Genomic DNA, 24738 nt, shown 5'->3' with positions numbered 1-24738 from the left:
TCGTGTGTTTCTGTCGCAAGAAACATGATCACTCAAGGGCTGCGTTCATGATCAACCAGGGACCCCTTGAACCACCCCGACGTTAAAACTCAAGGACGCCTTACCCTCGTTCAACGCGGGTAAGGCGTCCTTCCCTGCATAACGGGCACCACCAGTGCTCAGATGTAGCGGGGGCGGCCGATGATGGCGCCGAGGAGGGCCTGGGCGGCGAGGATGCCGAGGACCAGGATCAGGGGCACGGTCCAGGAGCCGAGGGAGGCGTGCACGAGGCCGGCGGCGAAGGGGCCGCCGGCGGCGATGAGGTAGCCGAAGCCCTGGGACATGCCGGAAAGCTGGGTGGTCTCGGCGGAGTTCCTGGTGCGCAGCCCCATCATCAGCAGCACCACGGGGAAGATCGTCGTGCCGGCGCCGAGCAGCAGGGCCCACAGCAGCGGGGCCGCGGTCGGCGCGAGCATCACTCCGAGAACGCCGAGCACCGGCGCCACGGTCAGACCGACCATCACCCAGGACTGGGACCGCAGCTTGGCCGCCAGGTGCGGGATGACCAGGTTCAGCGGCACCGCGACGACCATGGTGATGCCCAGCAGCACACCGGCGGCGTCACGGTCGATGCCGGCGTCGCGCAGGATCTCCGGCAGCCAGCCCATGACCACGTACGCGAAGATCGACTGGGCCGCGAACAGCAGGGTGAACACCCAGGCCATGGGCACCCGCAACAGGTTCCGGTCGCTGTGCTTGGGCTGGTCCCCGGCCAGCACCGTGGTGTCCCTGCGGGCGCCGACCAGCCACGCCGCCAGGGCCAGCCCGGCCGGGATGGCCCACGCGGCCAGCGCGGGCCGCCATCCGCCGGCGGCGGTCTCCAGCTGCGGCGTCACGGCGGCGGCGATGGCGCTGCCGCCGGCCAGGGAAGCGCTGTAGACGCCGGTGATCAGCCCGATCCGGTTCGGAAACGACTCCTTGACCACGACCGGCACGAGCACGTTGCACACGGCGATGCCGGCGCAGGCGATGAAGGTGCCGACGAGCAGCAGCCCGGAGCCGGCCAGCACCCGCACTCCGAGGCCGATGACGAGCACCGCCAGCGCGGCCGCGATGGCCGGGCCGCCGCCGATGCGGCGGGCCAGCCACGGCGACACCAGGGCCGCCAGGCCGAAGCAGATCGACGGTGCGGCGGTCACCGCGCTCGCCCAAGCGGAGGTCGCGGTCAGGCTTCCCTGGACGTCGCCGAGCACCGAGGACAGACTGGTGACGGATATGCGGAGGTTGGCCGCCGCCAGCGTGACCGCAACCGCCAGCAGGGTGGTTCCGGCCAGCACGGCGTGTCGCGAGTGCGGTGTCATTGCCGGCTCAAGTAAATGCGCTGTCTGGTTGCCTCGGATGGCACTCTGTTCGGTCGACGGAGTCCGATCCGGCACACGATGCTGGGTCGCCACCGCCACACTATGACAAACGTAGGATGTCCGGACGAGAGGATGACCCCCGTGCCGTTGGCCACTACTCGCCGCACCGGTCTGGTCGACCAGGTGATCGAGCAGATGCGGAAGGCGATCTCGTCCGGGGAATGGCCCGTCGGCCAGCGCATACCGGCGGAGCCCGAACTCGTCAGCGCGCTCGGCGTCGGCCGCAACACCGTCCGCGAGGCCGTGCGTGCGCTTGCTCACGCCGGCCTGCTGGAGGTCCGCCAGGGCGACGGCACGTTCGTCCGCGCCACCAGCGAGCTGTCGGGCGCGGTCCGCCGTCTCGTCGGCGACGAGCTGCGCGAGGTGCTGGAGGTGCGCCGCACCCTGGAGGTGGAGGGCGCGCGGCTGGCCGCCAAGCACCGAACACCCGAGGACATCACCCAGCTGGAAGCGGTGCTGGCCGAGCGCAACCAGGCCGCCGCCGACCAGGCCTGGGAGGCGATGATCGAGCGCGACACCGCCTTCCACCTGCTGATCGTGCAGAGCTCTCACAATGCCCTGCTGACCGAGCTGCACCGCGGCCTGACCGAGGTCGTGCGGGCCAGCGTGGCGGCCACGGTCAATATCTCGCCGCGGGAGTCCGGGCAGATCTCGCACGACGGGATCCTGGACGCCGTGCGGGACGGCGACCCGGACCGGGCGGCCCGCGAGGCCGGCAGCTTCCTGGACGAGCTGCTGGAGCGGCACACCGCCGAAAGGTCCTGACGGGCGAGGTCCTACGATCGGGCTCGTTAGGGCAATGATCGTGCCGAAGACCTGGCTCATGTGAGGTTCTCGATGGACGTCCGCAGTTCCAGCCTGCCCCGCCGGGCCGCGCTGACCGGTCTGGGTGGGGTGGCCCTGCTTGCCGCGGCGGCGTGCTCCCCGAGCAAGGAGGCGGCGTCCTCGCTGCCCGCCGGCCAGGCCCCGCCGGTGCCGAAGGCCGACGCGACCGCGTCGATCGCCGAGCAGCAGAAGGTCATCGACGGCCTGGACAAGCAGATCATCGAGCTGCTCAAGCAGCGCGAGGACGCCGCGACGGCCCTGCAGAAGCTCCAGGGCGGCGCCAACTCGGGCCGTGACCAGGCGATCATCTCCGCCTACGCGGCCGGCGCCGGCGCCAACGGAGCGGCCATCGGGCGGGCCGTCATCGGCGCGGGCAGCGGCGGCGCCGGGAACATCAGCCCCACGGCGACCTCGACGTCGCACTGAGGCTCAGAAGAAAGTTTCAGTCGAGCGGCGGAGCCCCCGGCGGCAGCACTGGCAGCCCACCGGGGGCTCCGCGCTCGATCAGGGCCAGTAGCGCGTCCGTGTCCAGGTGCTGCTCGACCAGGTCCCCCAGCAGGTCCAGCTGGGCCGCCCGGGCCGCCGCGAACGAGGTGCCTTCCGCCGCCGTGAAGCCGTCCCTGCCGGCCGTTGTCGCGGCCCAGCGCAGGAACTCCCGGCGGAAGCCGTCGTTCTCCAGCAGGCCGTGCCAGTGCGTGCCCATGACCGGGCCGTCGACGACGCCCTCGACGTCACCGTCGGGCAGTTCGATCAGGCCGCCCAGCCTCGGCCCCCGGCTCAGCACCTGGCCGTGGTGAATCTCATATCCGGTGACCGCGTGGCCGAACGCCTTGCCGGCCGGGCGGGTCAGCGTCTTGTCGGCGGCGAAGCCGATCGCCGTGTCCAGCAGGCCCAGGCCGGCCACCTCGCCCGCACGGGACTCGACGTCGTCGGAAATGGTCCGGGCCAGCATCTGGAAGCCGCCGCACAGGCCCAGCACCGGCAGCCCGCGGCGGGAATGCAATCGAACAGCATCGGCCATTCCGCTGCGCCGCAACCAGTCCAAATCGGACACCGTCGCCTTGGAACCCGGCAGCACGACCAGATCCGCGTCGCTCAGCCGAGATGGTTCAGTGACAAAACGAACGGCCACACCGGGTTCGCCGGCCAGTGCCTCCACATCGGTGGCGTTGGAGATGCGAGGCAGCCGCACAACCGCCACCCGCAGCCACTGCTCGCCCACCGGCGGGGCCGGACGGCCGATCACGCCATCGGCCACAGAGGACAGCGAGTCCTCGGCGTCGAGCCACAGATCTTCCCGCCACGGCAACACGCCGTACACCGGACGGCCGGTGACCCGCCGCAGTTGGCGCAGTCCCGGTTCGAGCAGCGCCGGGTCGCCGCGGAACTTGTTGATCACAAATCCGGCCATCAGCGCCTGGTCTTCCGGCTCCAGCAGCGCCAGCGTGCCGAAAAGATGGGCGAACACGCCGCCCCGGTCGATGTCCCCGACCACCAGCACGGGCAGGTTCGCGGCCCGTGCGAGGCCCATGTTGGCGATGTCGGTGGCCCGCAGATTGACCTCAGTGGGTGAACCTGCGCCTTCACAGATAACCACCTCGAATTCCGAACGGAGGTCCGCAAGGGCCGATTGGGCGATCACGGACAGCTCAAGCTTGCGGTCCCGATAGGACATCGCGCTGACCTCGCCGACCGCCTTGCCGAGCACCACGACCTGCGAGCTGCGGTCGCTGCCGGGCTTCAACAGCACCGGGTTGAAACGCACGCTCGGCTCCAGCCCGCACGCGGCCGCCTGCAGCGCCTGGGCCCGGCCGATCTCGCCGCCCTCGATCGTCACGGCCGAGTTGTTGGACATGTTCTGCGCCTTGAACGGCGCCACGCGCACGCCGCGGCGGGCCAGCCAGCGGCAGATGCCGGCCGCCAAGACGCTCTTGCCGGCATCGGATGTCGTGCCGGCGACCAGCAATGCGCCCACTGCGCCCCTCCCCGGTTCCTCGGACTGCCATCATCCTCGTCATGCCCACCGTTGTTCTCGTGCACAGCCCCTATCTCGGTCCGGCGAGCCTGCGCCCGTTGGCCGACGCACTAGCCGCCGGTGGCATCGACTCGTGTCTCGTCGACCTGCGCGTGACGGTCAGCGCCGCCCCCGTGCACCAGCGGCTGATCGGTGCTTTCGCCGACGCCATGGACGAGGTGGAGCTCACGCCGCCGGCCGTCTTGGTCGGGCACAGCGGGGCCGGCCCGCTGCTACCCGCTTTCGCCGCCGAGCTCGACGAACTGGTCGCCGCCCTGGTGTACGTGGACGCCGGGCTGCCGACCCCCGGCCGCAGCTTCCGTGAGCTCGAACCCGACCGCTTCGCCGTGCTGCGGGCCTCCGCCCGCGAGGGTCAGCTGCCGCGGTGGTCGGACTGGTTCAGCCCCAATCCCTTGGTGGAGCTGGTTTCCGACGAGGCCCTCCGGGCCGAGATGGCCGACGAGGAGCCCGAGGTCGCCGTCGAGTTCCTCAAGGAGCAGCGGCCTTCCGCCGAGTGGGAGGGTCCCAGCGGCTACCTGCTGCTGACCGAGGCCTACGCCGGTGATGCGGCGGCAGCGCGGGAACTGGGGTGGCCGGTGCGTGAGCTGGCGTCCAACCACCTCGCACCGGCCACCGACCCCGTTCCCGTCGCCGCCGCGCTGACGGAGCTGCTCGCGGCGCTGGCCTAGTTTCCGCCAGCGCGCCCCGTTCCACGCTCTTGGCGTAGTCGGGCGTCTCCAGGACGTTGTGCGCGGCTACCACGGCGGTCCGCTCCGCCAACGCCTGCCCGAAGGTGACACCGGCGTCCTCCAGACCCATGAGTGGTGTCGATCAGCACCCGGTCGACGACTTCTTCCTTGTGCGACATCAGTTCTTCTCCCACCACTCGGTGAGCAGGCGCGCGTAGTCGTCCGCGCCTTCCTCCCAGATGAAGTGCCCCTTGTCGACGATGTCCAGGCGGCTGCCGGGAATCCGCTCCTGGAGGTACTCGGCGTTGGCCAGCGGCACCACCGGGTCGAAGCGGCCGTTGAGGATCTGCACGGGCGTGGTGATGCCGCCCAGCTTCTCCCCCAGCACCGGCAGCTGGCTCCGATACGCCTGCACGTAAGGGATCTGGTCGGCGAAGCGCTCGCCGACGTAGGCCGCCAGGTAGTCCTCGCGGACCTCGTCCGGCAGTTCGTAGCCCTGGATGGCGTCCAGTGCGATGGTCACGACGTCCTTGGGGCCCATGGCCCGGTACGGCGCCAGGTCCTGGGCGTGGACCCAGGCCCGCAGCGGCTCGCCGAGGTGGATCGGCACCGCCGCCCCGCCGCTGCCGACGGTCGCGCTGCGGAACCGCTCCGGGTGGCCGGCCACCGCGAACAGCACCGCGCTGGTGCCGATGTCCGGCCCGACGACGTGCGGTTTGGCCAGCCCGAACTCGTCGGCCACCCGCACGACGAACTCGCCCATGGCCTGCGGCGACAGCAGGTCCTTGCGCATCTCCGAGTGCCCGAAGCCCGGCAGGTCCACCGCCGTCAGGTGGGCGTGTTCGGCCAGCTTGGACCAGGTCACGTCGTACGCGTACAGGCTCTCCGGCCACGGCGCGAACAGCAGCGCCTCGACGTCCCTCGGCTGCGTGCTCTCGGCGTAGCGGATGGACAGCCCGTCGATCGTCCGGAACCTGGTGTTGATCTCACTCATGGCCCCTCGCCCTCTCTCGTGTCATCAAAATGACCGGTCGTCTTATAATGACCGGTCGTCTTGGATCGCGTCAAGAGGAGGCCCCTGAGACGCACGTGAGTGGCCCATGTGGCCCGGAAACGCCACATGAGCCACTCACGTGCGGCAAGAGGGCTCTTAAGGCAGGGTGAGGATCTCGGCGCCGGTGTCGGTCACCACGATGGTGTGCTCGAACTGGGCGGTCCACTTGCGGTCCTTGGTGGTGACCGTCCAGTTGTCGGGCCAGATGTCGTACTCGATGGTGCCGAGGTTGATCATCGGCTCGATGGTGAAGGTCATGCCCGGCTCCAGCACGGTGGTGACACTGGGCTCGTCGTAGTGCAGCACGACCAGGCCGCTGTGGAAGGAGCGGGCGATGCCGTGGCCGGTGAAGTCGCGCACGACGCCGTAGCCGAAGCGGTTGGCGTACGCCTCGATGACCCGGCCCACGACGTTGAGCTGCCGCCCGGGCCGCACGGCCTTGATGGCCCGCATGGTGGCCTCGTGGGTGCGCTCGACCAGCAGCCGGGCCTCCTCGCTGACCTCGCCGGCCAGGAACGTGGCGTTGCAGTCGCCGTGCACGCCGCCGATGAACGCGGTGACGTCGATGTTGACGATGTCACCGTCCTCGATCACAGTCGAGTCGGGGATGCCGTGGCAGATGACCTCGTTGAGCGAGGTGCAGCACGATTTGGGGAAGTTCCGGTAGCCCAGCGTCGACGGGTACGCGTCGTGGTCGCACAGGAACTCGTGCACGACGGCGTCGACGTGGTCGGTGGTGACGCCCGGCGCGACCGCCCTGCCACCCTCCTGCAGCGCCTGCGCGGCGATGCGGCCGGCCACCCGCATGGCCTCGATGATCTCCGGCGGCTGCACCCACGGGTCGGTGTTGCGCGTCGGCGCCGGCTTGTCCACGTATTCGGGACGCGGAATGTGGGTGGGGACGGGACGCCGGGGAGACAACTCACCGGGCTTGAGAGCGGCACGCACGGGCATGCCCATCACCCTACGACTCCGCCGTTCGACCGGTCGCCGGACCGGCGTTGACGGGATGTGACGGGCCCGACCCGGTGTGCGGTGCATCACTCGACCGGGAGGGGTGCCGGCCGTGGACGGCCTGCGGAACACGTTCACCGGCACCGACCTGCCCCGCACGCTCGACCCGGGCGACCCGGAGTGTGTGGGACGCGGCGCCCGGCTGGCGGCGGCCTGTGGGGTTCGGCGTCCTTCACCCGCACCGCAACGGAAAGTACACCGCACGCCTCGGTAACGGTTACGCGCCAACCACAATGCACGTCACCGCCGAGGGCGTCGGCACTACTGCACGCTCGTCACGATGAACGAGACCAAGCAGAACGACTCCGCCTTCTACCTGGCCTGCTACACCGCCACCGGCGCGCTCGCCGACACCTCTCGGCCTGCTCTACACGTCCGCCCGCATCTACTGAGTCACTTGACGGCGCGGAGGAAGTTGCCGCCCACCACCACGGCCGGCGACGAGGTGCCCGCGCCGACCAGCAGCACCGCGAACGCGAGGTCCCCGCGGTAACCGACGAACCAGCCGTGCGAGTTCTTGCCGTCGCCGAACTCCGCGGTGCCGGTCTTGCCGGCCACGTCGGGGATGTCCCTAATGGCCTTGGCGGTGCCGTCCGTCACCACCGCGCGCATCATCTGCCGCATCGAGTCCAGCACCGGGCCGGGCACCGGCTGCTGGGCCGGGGTGTTGACCTTGGTCTCGGTGCCGCGGATCAGCGTCGGCGTCGGGATCGAGCCCTTGACCACGGTCGAGGCCACCAGCGCCATGCCGAACGGGCTGACCTGGTCCTTGCCCTGGCCGAAGCCGTCCTCGGCCCGCTCCACGGTGGAGGTCGGCACCGGCACGGACCCGGTCACGGTGACCACGCCCGGCACGGTGAAGTCCGCCCCGATGCCCATCTGCTTGGCCGTGTCGGCCAGCTGCTGGCTGGTCAGCGAGCCGGCCGCGATCTGCGAGAACGTGGTGTTGCAGGACTGCGCGAACGCGGTGCGCAGCGGCACCGTGCCCAGGTCGAACTCGTTCTCGTTGGGGATGACCCGGCCGTCGATGGTGGTCTTGCCCGGGCACGGCAGCGGCCCGTCCAGGGTCACCTTGCCGGCCTCCAGCGCCGAGACGCCCGTGACGATCTTGAACGTGGAGCCCGGCGGGAACTGCCCGGTCAGCGCGATCAGGCCCTGCGCGTCGGCCGGCGCGTTCTGCGCCACGGCCAGGATCTCGCCCGTCGAGGGCTGCATCGCCACGATCGCCGCGGGCTGCTGCACGCCGGCGATCGCGTTCTGCGCGGCGGCCTGGATGCCGGTGCCGATGGTCGTGGTCAGCGAGGTCGCCGGCTGCGGGTCCTTGCCGGCCAGGTCGGCCACGGTGGTGCCGGCCGCGTCCTTGGTCACCACGTGCCAGCCGGCCGCGCCGGCCACCTGGGCGTTCACCGCGGTGCGCAGCGTGGACAGGAACTGCGGGCCGAGGGACTTGTTCTGCGCCAACAGCTGCGACTGCGTGGCGAACGTGACACCCGGCAGCTCGTGGATCTGTGCCTTGACCGACTGGTAGTCCGAGTCACGCAGGTTCACCACCGAGTACGCCTGGCCGTCCGGCGTCTTGGTGGCGCCGTCGATGATCGACTGGGCGGTGATCGAGTTGTCGAACTTGTTCAGCGCCGCCGCCAGCGCCGTGGCCACGGCGTTGAGGTCCGGGGTCTGCTTGCGGTCGACCGCGATGCCGATCACCGGGGTCGGCGCGAGCAGCGGGGCTCCGTCGCGGTCCAGCACCGGGGCCGGATCCGGCTGCACCACCGTCAGCGCGAGCGACTGCTGCGCCGACAGCTTGGGGTGCACGTCCTCGGGCTGCCAGTGCACCCGCCAGTCGCCGCTGGCCTTGGTCATGGCCAGCGAGCCCTGGTACGTCCAGGTGCGGCCCTTGTCCAGGTTCCAGTTGGCGTTGAACGGCACGGTGGCGGTGTCGCCGCTGGGCGGCTGCGAGGCCGTCGCGTCCAGCTTCAACGCGGTCGGTTTGAGCGCCGCCCTGACCTTGTCCATGAGCGCCTTGGACGCGTTCGCGTCGTCGGTGAGCTGGGCCGCCCCGGCGGTGTCGCCGCCCGCGAAGTCGGCGAGGAAGGTCCTGGCGATGTCGTCCTGGCTCGGCTTCGACTCGAACAGGCCGCACGCCCCCAGCGGCAGAACGAGCGTGAACGCGATGACCAGCGACAGCTTTCTCGGCACGGCCGCAGTATGCCAACCGGGCCCGACAAATTCGCGTGATATGGCCGTACGTGCGGTCAGAACAACACGGTGGCGTACCGGCCGACCTCCGAGAAGCCGATCCGGCGATAGGCCGCACGCGCGGGCGCGTTGAACCCGTTGACGTAGAGGCTGGCCGTGCGGCCCATCCCCCGCACCAGCCGGTCGGCCACCGCCGCCGTGCCGCTCGCGCCCAGGCCCTGGCCACGGCGGTCCGGCCGCACCCACACGCCCTGGATCTGCCCGACCTTCTCCGACAGCGCCCCGATCTCGGCCTTGAAGACGACCTCGCCCGCCTCGAACCGGGCGAACGCGCGGCCACCGGCGATCAGCTCCGCCACCCGGGCCCGGTAGCCGGCGCCCCCGTCGTCCAGCCGCGGGTCGACGCCCACCTCCTCGGTGAACATGGCCACCGCGGCCGGCAGGTAGATGTCCAGCTCGTCCGGCCGCACCGGGCGGACCAGCGCGTCCGGACGGATCGTCGGCGAGCCGCCCATGGCCAGCAGCGGCTGGTGCGGCCGCACCTCGCGGGCCGGGCCCCACACCGGCTCCAGCTCCTGCCACAGCCCCATCACCAGGTCGGCCGGACCGACCAGGGAGGAGCACATACGGTGTCGACGCAGCGCGCGGTCGGCGAAGTGCCGCAGCGCGGCCCGGTTGCCGGACAGCGGGATCAGGTTCGGGCCGGAGAAGCACAGGCCGTTCAGCCGGCCGCTCCGGGCCGGGCGGCCCTCCAGACCCCACAGCTCGCCGCCCAGCCGCCACGGGTCGGCGCCGGCGACTTCCACGCGCGCGGCGACCATGCAGGACGCGACCGGGTCCTCGTCGAGCACGGCCCGCACCGACGACACATCCCGGTCGTCGAGCACCCGTGCCCCGGCAAGCCTCAACACGCTTCCCAGCCTGCCAGATAACGCAGGCAACCTGCGCGCATGAGCACCCACTTAGCGGATCTTAGGCACCTGATGGCACGAGCCGGGCGTCGCCGCCCGGCTCGTGCCGCGATCCCACGCTCAGGAGGCCGTGACCACCGGGGAGGCGCCGTCGACCGGCTCCATGTCTTCGGCGATGCGCATAGCCTCTTCGATCAGCGTCTCCACGATCTGCGCCTCGGGCACGGTCTTGACGACCTGGCCCTTGACGAAGATCTGGCCCTTGCCGTTGCCCGAGGCCACGCCCAGGTCGGCCTCGCGGGCCTCGCCGGGACCGTTCACCACGCAGCCCATGACCGCGACCCGCAGCGGCACCTCCATGCCCTCCAGGCCGGCGGTGACCTCCTCGGCCAGCTTGTACACGTCGACCTGCGCGCGGCCACACGACGGGCAGGACACGATCTCCAGCTTGCGCGGGCGCAGGTTCAGCGACTGCAGGATCTGCGTGCCGACCTTGATCTCCTCCACCGGCGGGGCCGACAGCGAGACCCGGATCGTGTCGCCGATGCCCTGGCGCAGCAGCGCACCGAAGGCCACCGCGGACTTGATCGTGCCCTGGAACGCCGGGCCGGCCTCGGTCACGCCCAGGTGCAGCGGGTAGTCGCAGGACTCGGCCAGCAGCTCGTAGGCCCGGACCATGACCACCGGGTCGTTGTGCTTGACCGAGATCTTCACGTCGTAGAAGTCGTGCTCGGCGAACAGGCTGGCCTCCCACAGCGCCGACTCGACCAGCGCCTCCGGCGTGGCCTTGCCGTGCTTCTGCAGCAGCCGCGGGTCCAGCGAGCCGGCGTTGACGCCGATCCGGATCGGCGTGCCGTGGTCCTTCGCCGCCTGGGCGATCTCGCGGACCTTGTCGTCGAACTTCTTGATGTTGCCCGGGTTCACCCGCACCGCCGCGCAGCCGGCCTCGATCGCGGCGAACACGTACTTGGGCTGGAAGTGGATGTCGGCGATCACCGGGATCGAGGACTTCCTGGCGATCGCCGGCAGCGCGTCCGCGTCGTCCTGCGACGGGCAGGCCACGCGCACGATGTCGCAGCCGGCCGCGGTCAGCTCCGCGATCTGCTGCAACGTGGAGTTCACGTCGGAGGTCAGGGTGGTGGTCATGGACTGGATGGAAACCGGGTAGTCACTGCCGACGCCGACCGAGCCGACGTGCAGCTGCCGGGTCCGCCGCCGCTCGCTCAACACGGGAGGAGGCGTCGCAGGCATACCAAGGCTGACAACCATGCTGATCCATTCAGATCGTGGGGGCCTTCTACGCCACCAACTTACCGTCTGAACGGTCCAGGACGCGCACCACGGCTACGTGACGCTACGGACCATTACACAGCGTCAACCCTCGGTCGACCCAGCGAGGTCACCCCAGCTTGACCGGGTTCACGATGTCGGCGGTGATGGCCAACAGGGTGTACGCGCCACCCAACAGCACCAGGAGATAGGTCAGCGGCAGCAACTTCACGTAGTCGACCGGCAGGCCGGCCGGCTTGCCCCGCCACTTGCGCACCGCGTCCCGCACCCGCTCGTACAGGTTGACCGCGATGTGCCCGCCGTCCAGCGGCAGCAGCGGCAGCAGATTGAACACGCCGACGAAGAAGTTCAGGTTGGCCAGCAGGATCACGAAGAACCACCACAGGCCGAGATCGGCCGCCTGGCCGCCGATCAGGCTGGCGCCGACCACGCTGACCGGTGTGTTCGGGTCGCGCTCGCCGCCGCCGATGGCCGTGATCAGCGCCGGGATCTTCGTCGGCAGCGCCTTGAGGCCGTCCCACACGCCCTCGAACAACTGTCCGGTGAACGCGCCCGTGGCGCCGAACGCGGCGACCGCCCCGTAGCTGATGGTCTGCGACGGCGACATGCCGATCGCGCCGACCGGGCCGGTCGCGTTGCTGGCGCTGAGGGGCTTGGTCGGGTCGAGGATGCGCTGCACGGTCGCGACGTCCACGGTCAGCGTCAGCTGCTGGCCGTTGCGGTCGATCACGAACGGCGTCGGGCCCTTGGCCACCCGCGTGACGTTCACCATGTCCAGGTAGGTCGGCGTGGCCTTGCCGCCGACCGAGAGGATCTGGTCGCCGGGCTGGAGGCCGGCCGCCTTGGCCGGGGCCGGGTCGCTCGCCGTGCAGGCGCTGTACTTGCCGGTCGCCGGGTCCTGTGTGGCCTGCGCGCACTGGGCGATCTCGCCCACCACCGGCAGGCTCTTCTGGTTGGGCAGGCCCAGCGAGATCGCCGCCACGTAGATGATGAGCAGGCCGAGGATGAAGTGGGTGATCGAGCCCGCGGACAGCACGATGACGCGCTTCCAGGTCTTCTGCCGGTAGAACGCGCGGGGCGCGTCCTCGGCCGGGACCTCGTCCAGCGCCGTCATACCCACGATCTCGCAGAACCCGCCGGCCGGGATGGCCTTGAGGCCGTACTCGGTCTCACCGCGGCGGAACGACCAGATCTTCGGGCCGAAGCCGATGAAGTACCTCGTCACCTTCATGCCGAAGGCCTTGGCCGTCAGCAGGTGGCCGAACTCGTGCAGGGCAACGGAAATTCCGATGCCCAACGCGAACAGCACCACACCCAGGACGTTGACCACCGTTGTTAGTCCCTTCCCGAACCGACCGGCCGTGCGACCAGCTCGCGCGCTCGCGCGCGGGCCCAGTCCTCGGCAGCCAGCACCTCGGCCACATCGGCGGGTTCCCCGCGCCACTGGTCGGCTTCGGTGAGTACCCGCTCAACAGTGTCCACGATGGAGGTGAAGGCAGCGTTGCCCGCCAGGAAGGCCGCCACCGACTCCTCGTTGGCCGCGTTGTAGACGGCCGGCAGGCAGCCGCCGCCCGTGCCGGCCGCGCGGGCCAGCTCCACCGCCGGGAACGTGGCGTTGTCCAGCGGCTCGAACGTCCAGCTGGCCGCCTTCGTCCAGTCGCACGCGCTGGCGGCGCCGGGCACCCGGGCCGGCCAGCCCAGGGCCAGCGAGATCGGCAGGCGCATGTCCGGCGGGCTGGCCTGGGCCAGCGTCGAGCCGTCCACGAAGGTCACCATCGAGTGAATGACGGACTGCGGGTGCACCACCACGTCGATGCGGTCGTAGGGCACGTCGAACAGCAGGTGGGCCTCGATCAGCTCCAGGCCCTTGTTGATCAGGGTGGCCGAGTTCGTGGTGATCAGCGGGCCCATCGACCAGGTCGGGTGGGCCATCGCCTGCTCGACGGTGACGTCGGCCAGATCCTGGCGCTTCTTCCCCCGGAACGGGCCGCCCGAGGCGGTCAGCACCAGCCGGGCGACCTCCTCCTCGGCGCCGCCGCGCAGGCACTGGGCCAGGGCCGAGTGCTCGGAGTCCACCGAGACCAGCTGGCCCGGCTTGGCCGCCTTCAGCACCAGCGGGCCGCCGGCGATCAGCGACTCCTTGTTGGCCAGGGCCAGGCGGGCCCCCGTGGCCAGCGCCTTCAGCGAGGGGTGGAGGCCCTGCGAGCCCGGCAGGCCGTTGAGGATCACGTCGGCCGGCGTGGAGTCGATCAGCTCCTCGTTCGACGCCGGGCCGGCCAGCAGGCGCGGCACCCGGAAGTCGCCCCGGTCGTAGCCTCGGCGCTGGGCCTCGGCGTACAGGGCGAGCTGGACGTCCTCCGCCGCCGTCGCCCTGGTCACCGCCACCGCCTCGACGCCGTGGTCGAGGGCCTGCCGGGCGAGCAGGGCCGGGTCGGAGCCGCCGGCCGAGATGCCGGCGAGGCGGAAGCGGTCTCGGTTAGCGGCGATGACGTCAAGGGCCTGGGTGCCGATCGAGCCGGTCGAGCCGAGCACGAGCACCCGCGGGTTCGCGGTGTCCATCACGGCCATTCTCGCCGATCCGGGGCGGCCCCGGACAGCCCAGTCGGATGATAACGAGTTGGTAAAAGGTGCGTGATGATCGTCGGTGTGGGTACATCTGTTCCTGCGAGGCGGACCGGACACGCCGGCCCGTCCCCTGAACAAGGAGCGTGACCCTGTGGGCATCATCGCGTGGATCGTGCTCGGCCTGATCGTCGGCATCATCGCCAAGGCGATCATGCCCGGCCGCGACGGCGGCGGCATCATCCTGACCGCGGTGCTCGGCATCGTCGGCGGCTTCCTCGGCGGCATCATCGGCAAGGCCATCTTCGGCACCGACCTCGGCGGCTTCTTCGATCTGCGCACGTGGCTGCTGGCCATCCTCGGCGCTGTCGTCGTGCTGGGCATCTTCCGGCTGGTGACGGGCCGTAGGTCCCGCGCATAAGCCGTTCCCCGACAAGGCGCCCAGGCGGCCACCCGCCTGGGCGCCTTGTCACCCCCGTGTGCGACCATGAGCAGGTCGGGAACCCTAGTCAGACCAGGAGCGATCGTGGCGTCCTCGGAGTTGGAGAAGCGTCCGGCCAACGCGGTCGACCCGCACGACGAGCCGTCGGCCGAGTGGGGCTGGCACGGCACGTTCCCCAAGGCCACCCGCATCGCCGGCTGGCTCACCGCCATCGCGCTGCTGCTCATGCTCATCGGCAACCACCGCGGGCACATCGAGGACATCTACCTCATCGGCGTCGCCGCGGCCATCGTGCTGGCCCTCATCTGGGACCGCATCCGTAGCCGCACCGCCTGGCGTCGCTGACCACCCGCTGACGCCCTTGCCACTCACGGCCGGGGTGCACTGACAGCATGGTCGTGACGCCGCCGGAGCCCTTCCGGCCGAGCCGCCGCGACCACCTGTTCGACAAAGCCTGTCACTAGGCCGCGCTCCTCCTCCGGGGCGCGGCCTTCGTGCGTCTCTTTCCTTGCGAGCCCCACCGGCGGTCGGCGGCCTTGCGCCAACCCCATAGGTGTTCGGTGTTCGGTATTGACAGAACACCGAACACCCACGAGCATCGAACTGTGCCCACCGATCCGGGAGTCGCGCTGGACGCCGTCGTAGCCGCGTTCGCCGCAGTAGGCATCAATGCCACGCCATCGCCGGCATCCGACCCGCAAGCCGACCTGGTTCTTGATGTTCACGGAACGCCATTGGCCGTGAACATCAAGGTCGTCGCAACCGCCACGCCGCAGAGCGTGGCCACATGGCTTCGCACACCGCCGGTTGCCTCGTCAGGCAACGGTCCAGCATGCCTCGTCATCGCCGACCGGGTCGTCGCCGGCGCTCGGCAACTCTTGACCGACAACGGTTGGGGCTGGCTCGACCTGCGCGGGCATCTACGTCTGTCCGGTCCGGGTATTCACATCGACACGAACGTGCCGGCGACGTCTCAGGCGATGCGATCCCCGCGTGTGTTCGCCGGCAAGGTGACGCTGGAGGTCGCGGCGTCCTTGCTGCTCGCTCCCGACCGACCTGCCTCGATTCGCGGACTTGCCCGCGAGCTCGAACGATCCCCCAGCAGTATCTCCGCCGCGGTCTCCGCCTTGCAGAACGCGCAACTGGTCGACGATCGGTATCTCCCGATAGTGCCCGACTTGTTCTGGGAAACAGCAGATGCGTGGCGACCGGCCACGACCACAGTCAGCCGAATCGACCTGCTTCATGATCCGGCGATCAGCGAAGTCCTCCACACGGCTTGGGACGACGTAGCCGGCAGCAGCGGCTGGGCGCTCACGGACACGCTGGCCGCGGCCGCATACGGCGCACCGGCGGGAGTCCGCGCCGACTACCCGCCGGACTTCTACGTTCCGGACGAGGCAATAGCTCGCAGAGCCGCGACCATGCTCGGCGTTCCCACATCCGAAGCGGCCCGCGGCGCGACCCTGCACGTAGCACCAGTACGTCAGGTGTGCGCGACACGCAGGCCGGCCCACGACGCCGAGACACGCTGGCCGCTGGCTCACCCACTGTTCGTCGCCCTCGACCTGGCCTCCGACCTCGGCCGCGGCCGGGAGATCCTCGACGGCTGGACTCCACCTGCGGACGTGACCCGTGTCTGGTGATCCACTCACTCGAGTTGACTTGTTCGGCCCGGTCGCCATCACGCTTCTGCAAGCAATCCCCGAGGTCGAACGCAGACTGAGCCGGCCGGTAACGCTCGTCGGCGGCCTGGCTGTGCTCTCCCGCCTCGGAACGGCGGCCCATCGTGTCACGACCGATGTCGACACCGTGAACCGGCGCGCTGACGGCGAACGCGGCCAGTTGGAGGTCCTGCTCGCCAGCGGCGCGACTGCGATCGACGGCGCCGGAGCGATGATCACCACTGCGGCAGGAGACGTCCGGATCGACGTTCTCGAGATCAGCGAACGGGAACTCACCGAACTGTCCGAGGATCCGACCGACCGGCTCTACGCTCTCGCGCACGACTGGGCGCTCAGGACGGCGACTCCACTCCGCATCCGCGCCGCGGCAGGCGGGGCGGCCTTTGAACACTCGGTCAAGGTGGCCGAGCCGGGGCCGCTCATCGCCACGAAGCTCCAGGCATTGCCGAACCGATCGAAAACCAAGGAAGCCACCGATCTTCTCGACATCATCCGGCTTGCTCTCGACGTGCGGACCGGCCCCGCGGTCCGCACGCAGTTGGCAGCCTCCGACGGCCAGTTGAGGCGTGACGCCGCCCTGCACGTCCGAGCCTGGTTCATCGACAACGCCGGCCGAACCCTGCGCCTGGTACGAACAACCCAAGCAGGCGCAGACACTCCGCCGGACACCGTCACTCTCGTCGGGGAACTTCTACTCGCCGTTCTACGGTGATCAGCGAGACCCGACGACGTCACCCCTCGGCGGCGAGCTGTCCGCAGGCGGCGGCGATCTCCTGGCCTCGGGTGTCACGCACGGTGCACTCCACACCCTGGTCCTTGACCCGCCGCACGAACTCGTCCTGCACGGGCTTCGGGGAGGCATCCCACTCAGACCCCGGCGTCGGGTTCAACGGGATCAGGTTCACGTGCGCGTACTGGCCGAGGTGCTTGTGCAGCTTCTTGCCGAGCATGTCGGCCCGCCAGCCCTGGTCGTTGACGTCACGGATCAGCGCGTACTCGATGGACACCCGCCGCCCGGTCTTGTCGGCGTAGGCGCGAGCGGCCTGGAGGACCTCGGACACCTTCCACCGCGTGTTGACGGGCACGAGGGTGTCGCGGAGCTCGTCGTCAGGGGTGTGCAGGGACACCGCGAGGCGGACGTGCAGGCCCTCCTCGGTCAGCTTGCGAATCGCCGGCACGAGACCGACGGTCGACACGGTGACGGAGCGCTGGGAGATGCCGAGGCCGTCGGGGGCGGGGTCGCAGATGCGGTGCACGGCGTCGATCACGCGGCGGTAGTTCGCGAGCGGCTCGCCCATGCCCATGAAGACGATGTTGGACAGCCGGCCGGGACCGCCGGGCAGCTCGCCGTCGCGCATGGCGGCAGCGGCGGAGCGGACCTGGTCGACGATCTCGGCGGTGGACAGGTTGCGGGTGAGCCCGCCCTGCCCGGTGGCGCAGAACGGACAGGCCATGCCACAGCCGGCCTGGCTGGAGATGCACAGCGTGGCCCGCTCGGGATAGCGCATGAGCACGCTCTCCACGAGCGTCCCGTCGTGCGCCCGCCACAGCGTCTTGCGGGTGGTGCCGTCGTCGCAGCTGAGCTTGCGGACCTCGGTGAGCAGGCTCGGCATCAGCTGACCCACGAGCCGTTCCCGGGTCGAGGCCGGGATGTCGGTCATCGCGTCGGGGTCGACGGTCAGCCGGGAGAAGTAGTGGTTGGACAGCTGCTTGGCGCGGAACGGCTTCTCCCCCAGGTCGGCGACGGCCTGGGCACGTTCGGACGCGGACATGTCGGCCAGGTGCCGGGGCGGCATGGCACGGCGGGGGGCATCGAAGACAAGGGGGAGCGCAGTCATAACCCGTCCATTCTCCCATGTCGGCGGGTGTGACTACCGTCACTCTATCGGACGTTGTATCGCGATACATCAACGATATATCGTTAGCGATGTCAGAGAGACACCACACCCCGAAGGGAGCGCATCATGCGCAGCCACCACTCTCACTTCCAGCGCGAACACGGCTTCGGCTCGCTGCCGGGCCACTTCCCGCACCACACCCCGCCCAACCGACCGGAACCGCCGATGGGCCCGATGCCCTTCGCGGCCGGCGGCCCCTGGCCCGGCGCCCTCGGCGCGATGGCCGGCTTCCGTGGCGGACGCCGCGGCGGAGGACGGCGCCAGCGTCGCGGCAACGTCCGCGCGGCGGTGCTCACCCTGCTCGCGGAGCGTCCGATGCACGGCTACGAGATGATCCAGGAGCTCAGCCAGCGCACGAACGGCATCTGGCGGCCCAGCCCCGGCTCGGTCTACCCGACGCTGCAGATGCTCGACGACGAAGGCCTGATCACGGCCGACGCGGCCAGCGGCAAGAAGCTGTTCACGCTGACCGAGACCGGCCGGGCCGAGGCGGCCAAGCTGGGCGACGCCAAGCCCTGGGCCGAGGCGATCGGCGAGGCCGACGAGGTCCGAGAGCTGCACACGGCCCTGCACCAGCTGTTCATGGCCGTGGACCAGGTCACCCAGGCCGGCACCGACGACCAGAAGTCGCGGGCCGTCGACGCGATCAACGAGGCCAAGCGGCGGATCTACGGCGTGCTGGCCGAGGACGTCGACGAGACTGAGTCGATCTGATAGGCGAAGTGATCAGCCAGGCAGGATGATTCCGGTCGGCTTCCGGCGCACATGCAGTCGGTAGCCGACCGGGATCTCCGTGCCGGCGGTCTCGGCGATCGCCCTCGCGGCCACCTTCGCCGAGAACTCGATGCCCAGCACGGCCTCCAGGTCGGCCCGGCGCTCGAACCGCCACACCGTCTCCACGTGCCGGGTGCTGAAGCCCTGCTCGTCGAAAAACCTTTGCACCGCAACGGGATCGTAGCCACGGACGTCATCGCACAGCCATCGTCCGTACGGCATCGCGGGGCCGTCGAGATCGACGATCGCCAGGGCGCCGCCGGGTCGTAGCACTCGATCCGCCGCCATCAGACCGGGTTCGCAGCCGGGCCCGAAGAAGTACGCCGTCCGCGCGTGCACCAGATCCGCGCAGCCGTCCGGCAAGGGCAGCCGCTGCGCCCCGCCTTCCACCACACGGATGTTGTCGACGTCGCGGGTGCGCGCCTTGGCTCGCTCCACTAGCGGCGGATGCGGTTCCACGCCGGTGACGCTCGCCGCGCCGTTCGCGAATACCGGCAGGTGGTATCCGTCGCCGCAGCCGACGTCGACAACATCCAGGCCCGTCCAGTCGCATTCGGCGCGCAGCGCACGCCAGATCTCGCCGGTGCTGTCCTGGGCGCGGTTCTCCACCTCGTACAGCTCGGGCCACTGCCAGATGTTGGGGCTGGGAAGCACGTGCACGGCCGTCATTCTGGCCCTCATCCGGGCCGCGAGCTGCGGCACCCATGCCATTCCCATGTCCACAAGCCAATCATGTGGCGGCTTGCCATGGGGATGATGCTGCGTTGACCATTGACTACACGCCGTGAACGCGAGGAGGTGCCCCGATGACGCACACCACCGGCATCCTCTCCGGAACGCCGTGCTGGGTCAGCCTCGACAGCACGGATCCGCCGGCCAGTCGCGACTTCTACGCCGCGCTGCTCGGCTGGCGGTACACAGTGGACAGGCGCGGGGGCGCGCTCGCGCACGTCGGCCGGGACGAGGTGGCCGCCGGCATCGATCCCGGGCGGCGCCACGAATGGCGACTGCACCTGGCGATCCGCAACCCCTGGATCGCCTCGGAACGTGTGCGCCAGCACGGGGGTCGCGTCGTGCGGGGCCCACTGGAGGGGCGCACCGTCATCGCCGAGGACCCCAGCGGCGGCGTGATCGCCCTGAGCGCACAGCGACCGGATATCTCGCTGGCGTACGGACTTCACGGCTGCTTCGAGTGGGCCGACCTGAACACGCGGGACGGCCACCTGGCCGACAAGTTCTTCCGTGGCCTGTTCGGCTACAGCCAGGGCCAGGTCGGCGACGGCGTCGACGTGGACTACACCGTCTGGTGGCTCAACGGCGAGGCCGTGCTCGGCCGTTACCGCATGGACGCCGAGTTCCCGGCCGACACCGCCCCGCACTGGATGGTCTTCTTCCGTGTCACCGACACGGATGAGGCTGCCCGCTGCGTCCGCCGCCTGTCAGGAACCGTTATGGTGGAACCATTCGACTCCGCGTACGGCCGCGCCGCCGTGCTGTGCGACCCCCAGGGCGCGCCGTTCTCGGTGATCGAGCCGCACGAGGAGGAAGAGGAACCCGCCGACCCCTACGACGACTAGGCCAGCACCGCGTCGGCCACCTGCTCGACGGTTCTCGGCCCGGCGTCGACGCGCCGTCCGAGGCCGACTCGTTCGAGCGCGTCGGCCTCGGCGGCGGCGCGGTCGGCGACCTGGCGTAGGTAGGCGATCGGTCGGCCCAGCAACGGATCGCCGGGTTGTGCCCAGCCCTGGCCCCGACCGCGCAGCATGATCCGCTCCATCAGCCGACCCGGCCCGGCGTGCAGCCGGCATAGAGTGATCTTCGCGCCGGGCAGGGCGTCCGCGTACGTCGCGACGACCGCCTCGTTCTCGGCCGGACCGACGACAACCAGCTGCTGAGCGCCGGCCGCGCGGTAGGTCCGCCACAGCGCAGCCAGGTTGCGCGCCCGCACACCATGGCCGGCGGGTGTCGGCCCGCGGAAGCCCAATTGATCCAGATCGACGTAGGCCGCCGTCCGGCCGGCGCGCAGGATCCGTTGGTAGACGGCAAAACCAACGGCCGACTTGCCGACACCGGTGGCGCCGCACAGCCACAGGATCTCACCGTCCACGGCGCCGACCGGCTCCTCGACGGTGGGCTCGTCGCGACCGGCCGGGTCGGGCCAACCGGTGCGCTCCCGCACGCGCCGCACGACCTCGGCCACCGTCAACCCCGTGGTGTCGACGCAGATCCCGCCCGCGGCGTCGAGGATTTCGGCCTCCTGCCGCACGGCCTCGATCTGCTCGGCCGGCCAACCACGCCGTTCCAGCCGCGCGCGAAGCTGCCCCTCGTCGACGCGGAGACGACACATCGTCAACGCCGTCCCAGGGATCCGGGGCATGCCCTGAACGGGGTCGGTGACGCCGGAGACGACAACACGGCCGGCATCAAGATTCGACACCACCGCACCGAGATTGCGCGCCTTCATCCCGTATCGCTCGGGATCCGACGCCGGCGCGGGATAGCACATGCCCAGCTGGTCGATGTCGACGAAACCGGTCCGGACGCCGGCCTCGACCAGCTGGGTGTACAGCAGCCAGGCGACAGTCGTCTTGCCGACACCAGGCGGGCCGCACAGCCACAGAACTGCCACGACCCCAGCGTCCCGGGCCGGTCAACGGATTTTGCTAGGCCGGGATGAACAGCCGCAGCAGCAGCCAGGCGACCACGGCCGACGGCAGCAGGGAATCCATGCGGTCCATCAGACCGCCGTGGCCGGGCAGGAGGTTGCCCATGTCCTTGATGCCCAGGTCGCGCTTGATCAACGACTCGACCAGGTCGCCGACGGTGGAGGTGATCACCAGCGCGGCGCCGAGCAGCACGCCCTGCCACCACTGGCCGTGCAGCAGCAGGGTCACCGTCAGTGCGCCGCCGACCATGCCCGTGATCATCGAGCCGGCGAAGCCCTCCCAGGACTTCTTGGGGCTGATGAGCGGGGCCATGGGGTGCTTGCCGAACAGCACACCGGCCGCATAGCCGCCGGTGTCGGAGCAGACGACGCCGATGAGGAAGCAGAGGACCCGGTACACGCCGTCGGCGGGCACCACGAGCATGGCGGCGAACGAGGCGAACAGCGGCACGTAGGCGGCGACGAACACGGAGCTGGTCACGTCACGCACGTAGCCGGAGACGCCGTCCCGGAACCGCCAGATCAGGCAGCCGAGAATCGTCACCACGAACGCGGCGAGCAGCCCGACCCGCTCGAACGGCCAGGACAGCCACACCATGGCCTGCCCGCCGACGAGGACGGGGACCAGGGCGACCTTGATGCCGCCGGCCTGGCGCATCGCGCCGGACAGCTCGATCGTGGAGATCGCGACCGCGATGGCCACGATCCCCACGAACGACTGCGGCACGGTGAACAGGCACACCAGAATGACGGCGCCCAGACCGCAGCCGACCGCGACGGCGGCCCACAGGTTGCGGCCCGCGCGCGATGCTTTTGCCGGCGGCTGGTCGCCGGGGTCGTCGGCGGACGAGTCCTGATCGTCCCGCCGGCCACGTGTGGAAGTCACGTCCGTCGAACTCTCCCCTGCCGGCAGGTCCTCAGACCTCCAGCAGCTCGGCTTCCTTGTGCTTGACGAGCTGGTCGATCTGCGCCACGTACCGGTCGGTGAGCTGCTGGAGCTCCTTCTCGGCCCGGGCCACCTCGTCCTCGCCGGCCTCGCCGTCCTTGCCGATGCGGTCGAGCTCCTCCTTGGACTTGCGGCGGATGTTGCGCACCGCGACCTTGGAGTCCTCGCCCTTGCTCTTGGCGACCTTGACCATCTCCCGGCGGCGCTCTTCGGTCAGCGCCGGGATCAGCACGCGGATGATCGTGCCGTCGTTGCTCGGGTTCACGCCCAGGTCCGAGTCGCGGATGGCCTTCTCGATCTCGCGGAGCTGGCTGACGTCGTACGGCTTGACGACGGCCATCCGAGCCTCCGGGATGGTGATGCCGGCGAGCTGGTTGAGCGGCGTCGGCGAGCCGTAGTAGTCGACGACGATGCCCTGGAACATGGCGGCGTTGGCGCGCCCGGTGCGGACCGAGGCGAGATGGTCCTTGGCCACGGACACCGCGGTTTCCATCTTCTCCTCGGCGTCGAGAAGGGTCTCGTCGATCACGGCTGCTCCTTAACGATGCTGCTGGCCGGTTGTGACTTTGACGGTGCTCACGATCCCAGCGTCAGGCGCAGGGCCTGTCGTCAGGGGGTGCTCACCACGGTGCCGATCTTCTCACCGCGCACCGCACGCGCGATGTTCCCCTCGGTGAGCAGGTTGAACACGATGATGGGCATGTTGTTGTCCTTGCACAGCGCGAACGCCGTCGCATCCGCCACCTCGAGGCCGCGTTCGAGCACCTCCTGGTGGGTGATGCTGTCGAACTTGCTGGCGTCGGGGTTGCGCCGGGGGTCGGAGTCGTAGACGCCGTCCACCGCCTTGGCCATCAGCACCACGTCGCAGCCGATCTCCAGCGCGCGCTGGGCGGCCGCGGTGTCGGTGGAGAAGTACGGCATGCCGACGCCGGCGGCGAAGATCACCACGCGGCCCTTCTCCAGGTGCCGCTCGGCGCGGCGGGGGATGTAGGGCTCGGCGACCTGGCCCATGGTGATAGCGGTCTGCACGCGGGTGTCGATGCCCTTCTTCTCCAGGAAGTCCTGGAGCGCGAGGCAGTTCATGACGGTGCCGAGCATCGCCATGTAGTCGGCCCGGTCCCGGTCCATGCCGCGCTGGCTGAGCTCGGCGCCGCGGAAGAAGTTGCCGCCCCCGATGACCACGGCCACCTGGGTGCCGCCGGCGACCACGTCCACGATCTGGCTGGCCACGGTGTGCACCACGTCGGGGTCGACGCCGACGGCGCCGCCGCCGAACATCTCGCCACCCAGCTTCAGCAGCACCCTGCGGTAGCCATTGCCGTCACCGCTCGGGGCGCCCTTGGTCGATCGGTCCTGGGTCAACGACATCGAAGCTCGGTTTCCTCTCGTCGTCCGCTGTGGTCCTTGGCGTGCCCGCTGTGGTCCTGGCGTGCGAAAGCGGGGCCGCCACGTACTGTGGCAGACCCCGCCTTGCGCCGGGCCTCAGCCCTGGCCCACCTCGAAGCGAGCGAAGCGAGTCACGGTGACCCCGGCCTCGTCCAGCAGGGCCTTCACGGTCTTCTTCGACTCCTGCACGGAAGCCTGCTCCAGGAGCACGACGTCCTTGAAGAAGCCGTTGACGCGACCCTCGACGATCTTGGGCAGCGCCGCCTCCGGCTTGCCCTCCTCGCGAGCGGTCGCCTCGGCGATGCCGCGCTCGTGCTCGACGACGTCCGCCGGCACCTCGTCGCGGGTGACGTACTTGGCCTTCATGGCGGCGACCTGCATGCCGACGCCCTTGACCGCGTCACCGTCCTGGCCGGTGAACTCGACCAGCACGCCGACGGCCGGCGGCAGGTCGGCGGAGCGGCGGTGCAGGTAGGTGCTCACCTGGCCGTCGAAAACGACGACCTTGGCCAGCTCCAGCTTCTCGCCGATCTTCGCGGACAGCGCCTGCACGGCGTCGGCGACGGTGCCGTCGCCGACCTTGGCCGCGGTCAGCGAGGCCACGTCGGTCGCGCCGGAGTCCTTGGCGGCGCCCACGATCTTGGCGGCCAGCTGCTGGAACTCCTCGTTCTTGGCGACGAAGTCGGTCTCGCACTGGAGCTCGATCATCACGCCGCCGTCGGCCGCGACCAGGCCGTTGGCGGTGGCCCGCCCGGCGCGCTTGCCGACATCCTTGGCGCCCTTGATGCGCAGGATCTCGACGGCCTTGTCGAAGTCGCCGTCGGACTCCTCCAGGGCCCTCTTGCAGTCCATCATGCCGGAGCCGGTGAGCTCGCGGAGTCGCTTCACGTCGGCCGCGGTGTAGTTCGCCATCGTGCGGTGTCCGTTTCCTTCTTCGGGTACGCGCGGGTAGTGCCTAGGGCACACGCCCGCCCGCGCCGGGGCGCG

The 24738-nt window shown here is 70.0% G+C and carries 25 protein-coding genes; 9 read left to right on the top strand and 16 right to left on the bottom strand.

Features of this window, described 5'->3' with window-relative positions; genetic code table 11:
* Nucleotides 1-158: 158 nt before the first annotated feature.
* Nucleotides 159-1340, bottom strand: coding sequence for an MFS transporter (locus AB0M73_RS46035; RefSeq protein ID WP_363905925.1), 1182 nt, complete (start codon nt 1338-1340; stop codon nt 159-161).
* Between the two features lie 141 nt (nt 1341-1481).
* Between AB0M73_RS46035 and AB0M73_RS46030 the strand changes: the two genes are divergently transcribed.
* Together AB0M73_RS46030 and AB0M73_RS46025 are read left to right on the top strand one after the other, a co-directional pair.
* On the top strand, nt 1482-2165 hold the full coding sequence (locus AB0M73_RS46030; protein ID WP_363905923.1) for a FadR/GntR family transcriptional regulator: 684 nt from the start codon (nt 1482-1484) through the stop codon (nt 2163-2165).
* 72 nt (nt 2166-2237) lie between these two features.
* A complete protein-coding gene (locus AB0M73_RS46025) occupies nt 2238-2651 on the top strand; it encodes a hypothetical protein (RefSeq protein WP_363905921.1) in 414 nt (137 codons plus the stop codon).
* Nucleotides 2652-2667: 16 nt separating this feature from the next.
* On the opposite strand, the gene AB0M73_RS46020 is transcribed toward AB0M73_RS46025, so the two are convergent.
* Entirely contained in the window at nt 2668-4200 is a 1533-nt protein-coding gene (locus AB0M73_RS46020; RefSeq protein WP_363905919.1) for a cobyric acid synthase, read from the bottom strand.
* Nucleotides 4201-4241: 41 nt separating this feature from the next.
* Here AB0M73_RS46020 and AB0M73_RS46015 point away from each other — a divergent pair, with 41 nt between their 5' ends.
* Nucleotides 4242-4928, top strand: coding sequence for a hypothetical protein (locus AB0M73_RS46015; RefSeq protein ID WP_363905917.1), 687 nt, complete (start codon nt 4242-4244; stop codon nt 4926-4928).
* 178 nt (nt 4929-5106) lie between these two features.
* Here AB0M73_RS46015 and AB0M73_RS46010 read toward each other — a convergent pair whose 3' ends face one another.
* The 7 genes from AB0M73_RS46010 to dxr all read right to left on the bottom strand — a co-directional run bounded on the left by AB0M73_RS46010 (nt 5107) and on the right by dxr (nt 13952).
* The gene (locus tag AB0M73_RS46010; RefSeq protein WP_363905915.1) at nt 5107-5922 is read right to left on the bottom strand and encodes an alpha/beta hydrolase; all 816 of its coding nucleotides are present in this window, start codon (nt 5920-5922) and stop codon (nt 5107-5109) included.
* A gap of 156 nt (nt 5923-6078) precedes the next feature.
* Nucleotides 6079-6936: a type I methionyl aminopeptidase gene (gene map, locus AB0M73_RS46005; protein ID WP_363905913.1), complete on the bottom strand. Its 858-nt coding sequence runs from the start codon at nt 6934-6936 to the stop codon at nt 6079-6081.
* A gap of 453 nt (nt 6937-7389) precedes the next feature.
* Complete coding sequence (locus AB0M73_RS46000; protein ID WP_363905911.1) at nt 7390-9192, bottom strand: penicillin-binding transpeptidase domain-containing protein; 1803 nt, start codon at nt 9190-9192, stop codon at nt 7390-7392.
* 56 nt (nt 9193-9248) lie between these two features.
* Nucleotides 9249-10103 (bottom strand): GNAT family N-acetyltransferase, encoded by an 855-nt coding sequence (locus AB0M73_RS45995; RefSeq protein WP_363905909.1) that lies wholly within the window; start codon nt 10101-10103, stop codon nt 9249-9251.
* 120 nt (nt 10104-10223) lie between these two features.
* Nucleotides 10224-11372 (bottom strand): flavodoxin-dependent (E)-4-hydroxy-3-methylbut-2-enyl-diphosphate synthase, encoded by a 1149-nt coding sequence (gene ispG, locus AB0M73_RS45990; protein WP_363905907.1) that lies wholly within the window; start codon nt 11370-11372, stop codon nt 10224-10226.
* A 130-nt stretch (nt 11373-11502) separates the two neighbouring features.
* Nucleotides 11503-12723: a site-2 protease family protein gene (locus AB0M73_RS45985; RefSeq protein ID WP_363905905.1), complete on the bottom strand. Its 1221-nt coding sequence runs from the start codon at nt 12721-12723 to the stop codon at nt 11503-11505.
* A 5-nt stretch (nt 12724-12728) separates the two neighbouring features.
* Nucleotides 12729-13952, bottom strand: coding sequence for a 1-deoxy-D-xylulose-5-phosphate reductoisomerase (gene dxr / locus AB0M73_RS45980; protein ID WP_363905903.1), 1224 nt, complete (start codon nt 13950-13952; stop codon nt 12729-12731).
* A gap of 157 nt (nt 13953-14109) precedes the next feature.
* On the opposite strand from dxr, the gene AB0M73_RS45975 reads away from it, so the two are divergent.
* From AB0M73_RS45975 to AB0M73_RS45960, 4 genes are all read left to right on the top strand, one after another.
* The gene (locus tag AB0M73_RS45975; RefSeq protein WP_363905901.1) at nt 14110-14376 is read left to right on the top strand and encodes a GlsB/YeaQ/YmgE family stress response membrane protein; all 267 of its coding nucleotides are present in this window, start codon (nt 14110-14112) and stop codon (nt 14374-14376) included.
* A gap of 105 nt (nt 14377-14481) precedes the next feature.
* Nucleotides 14482-14742 carry a DUF2631 domain-containing protein gene (locus AB0M73_RS45970; protein ID WP_043722865.1) on the top strand — a complete coding sequence of 87 codons (261 nt, stop codon included), beginning with the start codon at nt 14482-14484 and terminating at the stop codon, nt 14740-14742.
* A 260-nt stretch (nt 14743-15002) separates the two neighbouring features.
* Nucleotides 15003-16043, top strand: coding sequence for a hypothetical protein (locus tag AB0M73_RS45965; protein ID WP_363905899.1), 1041 nt, complete (start codon nt 15003-15005; stop codon nt 16041-16043).
* A gap of 19 nt (nt 16044-16062) precedes the next feature.
* Nucleotides 16063-16794 (top strand): hypothetical protein, encoded by a 732-nt coding sequence (locus AB0M73_RS45960; protein WP_363905897.1) that lies wholly within the window; start codon nt 16063-16065, stop codon nt 16792-16794.
* Nucleotides 16795-16813: 19 nt separating this feature from the next.
* On the opposite strand, the gene rlmN is transcribed toward AB0M73_RS45960, so the two are convergent.
* On the bottom strand, nt 16814-17920 hold the full coding sequence (rlmN, locus tag AB0M73_RS45955) for a 23S rRNA (adenine(2503)-C(2))-methyltransferase RlmN (protein WP_363905895.1): 1107 nt from the start codon (nt 17918-17920) through the stop codon (nt 16814-16816).
* Nucleotides 17921-18046: 126 nt separating this feature from the next.
* On the opposite strand from rlmN, the gene AB0M73_RS45950 reads away from it, so the two are divergent.
* Nucleotides 18047-18694 carry a PadR family transcriptional regulator gene (locus AB0M73_RS45950; RefSeq protein ID WP_363905893.1) on the top strand — a complete coding sequence of 216 codons (648 nt, stop codon included), beginning with the start codon at nt 18047-18049 and terminating at the stop codon, nt 18692-18694.
* 12 nt (nt 18695-18706) lie between these two features.
* Here AB0M73_RS45950 and AB0M73_RS45945 read toward each other — a convergent pair whose 3' ends face one another.
* Nucleotides 18707-19423, bottom strand: a complete 717-nt coding sequence (locus AB0M73_RS45945; protein ID WP_363905929.1) for a class I SAM-dependent methyltransferase — start codon at nt 19421-19423, stop codon at nt 18707-18709.
* Between the two features lie 137 nt (nt 19424-19560).
* On the opposite strand from AB0M73_RS45945, the gene AB0M73_RS45940 reads away from it, so the two are divergent.
* The gene (locus AB0M73_RS45940) at nt 19561-20331 is read left to right on the top strand and encodes a VOC family protein (protein WP_363905891.1); all 771 of its coding nucleotides are present in this window, start codon (nt 19561-19563) and stop codon (nt 20329-20331) included.
* Here the strand turns inward: AB0M73_RS45940 and AB0M73_RS45935 are convergent.
* The 5 genes from AB0M73_RS45935 to tsf all read right to left on the bottom strand — a co-directional run bounded on the left by AB0M73_RS45935 (nt 20328) and on the right by tsf (nt 24663).
* Nucleotides 20328-21383 carry an AAA family ATPase gene (locus AB0M73_RS45935; protein WP_363905889.1) on the bottom strand — a complete coding sequence of 352 codons (1056 nt, stop codon included), beginning with the start codon at nt 21381-21383 and terminating at the stop codon, nt 20328-20330. The two genes, AB0M73_RS45940 and AB0M73_RS45935, sit on opposite strands and share 4 nt — an antisense overlap.
* A 34-nt stretch (nt 21384-21417) precedes the next feature.
* Complete coding sequence (locus AB0M73_RS45930; RefSeq protein ID WP_363905927.1) at nt 21418-22209, bottom strand: phosphatidate cytidylyltransferase; 792 nt, start codon at nt 22207-22209, stop codon at nt 21418-21420.
* A 127-nt stretch (nt 22210-22336) separates the two neighbouring features.
* Entirely contained in the window at nt 22337-22894 is a 558-nt protein-coding gene (frr, locus tag AB0M73_RS45925; protein ID WP_043722853.1) for a ribosome recycling factor, read from the bottom strand.
* Nucleotides 22895-22974: 80 nt separating this feature from the next.
* Nucleotides 22975-23733: a UMP kinase gene (gene pyrH, locus AB0M73_RS45920; RefSeq protein ID WP_052395734.1), complete on the bottom strand. Its 759-nt coding sequence runs from the start codon at nt 23731-23733 to the stop codon at nt 22975-22977.
* A 114-nt stretch (nt 23734-23847) separates the two neighbouring features.
* Entirely contained in the window at nt 23848-24663 is an 816-nt protein-coding gene (gene tsf / locus AB0M73_RS45915) for a translation elongation factor Ts (protein WP_043731614.1), read from the bottom strand.
* Between the last annotated feature and the right edge of the window lie 75 nt (nt 24664-24738).

Origin of the sequence: Kutzneria sp. NPDC051319, from assembly GCF_040682195.1 — a bacterium.
Taxonomy (GTDB): Bacteria; Actinomycetota; Actinomycetes; order Mycobacteriales; family Pseudonocardiaceae; genus Kutzneria.
The sequence above is the reverse complement of the archived record's forward strand: the minus strand, read 5'-3'. Positions and strand labels throughout refer to the sequence as shown.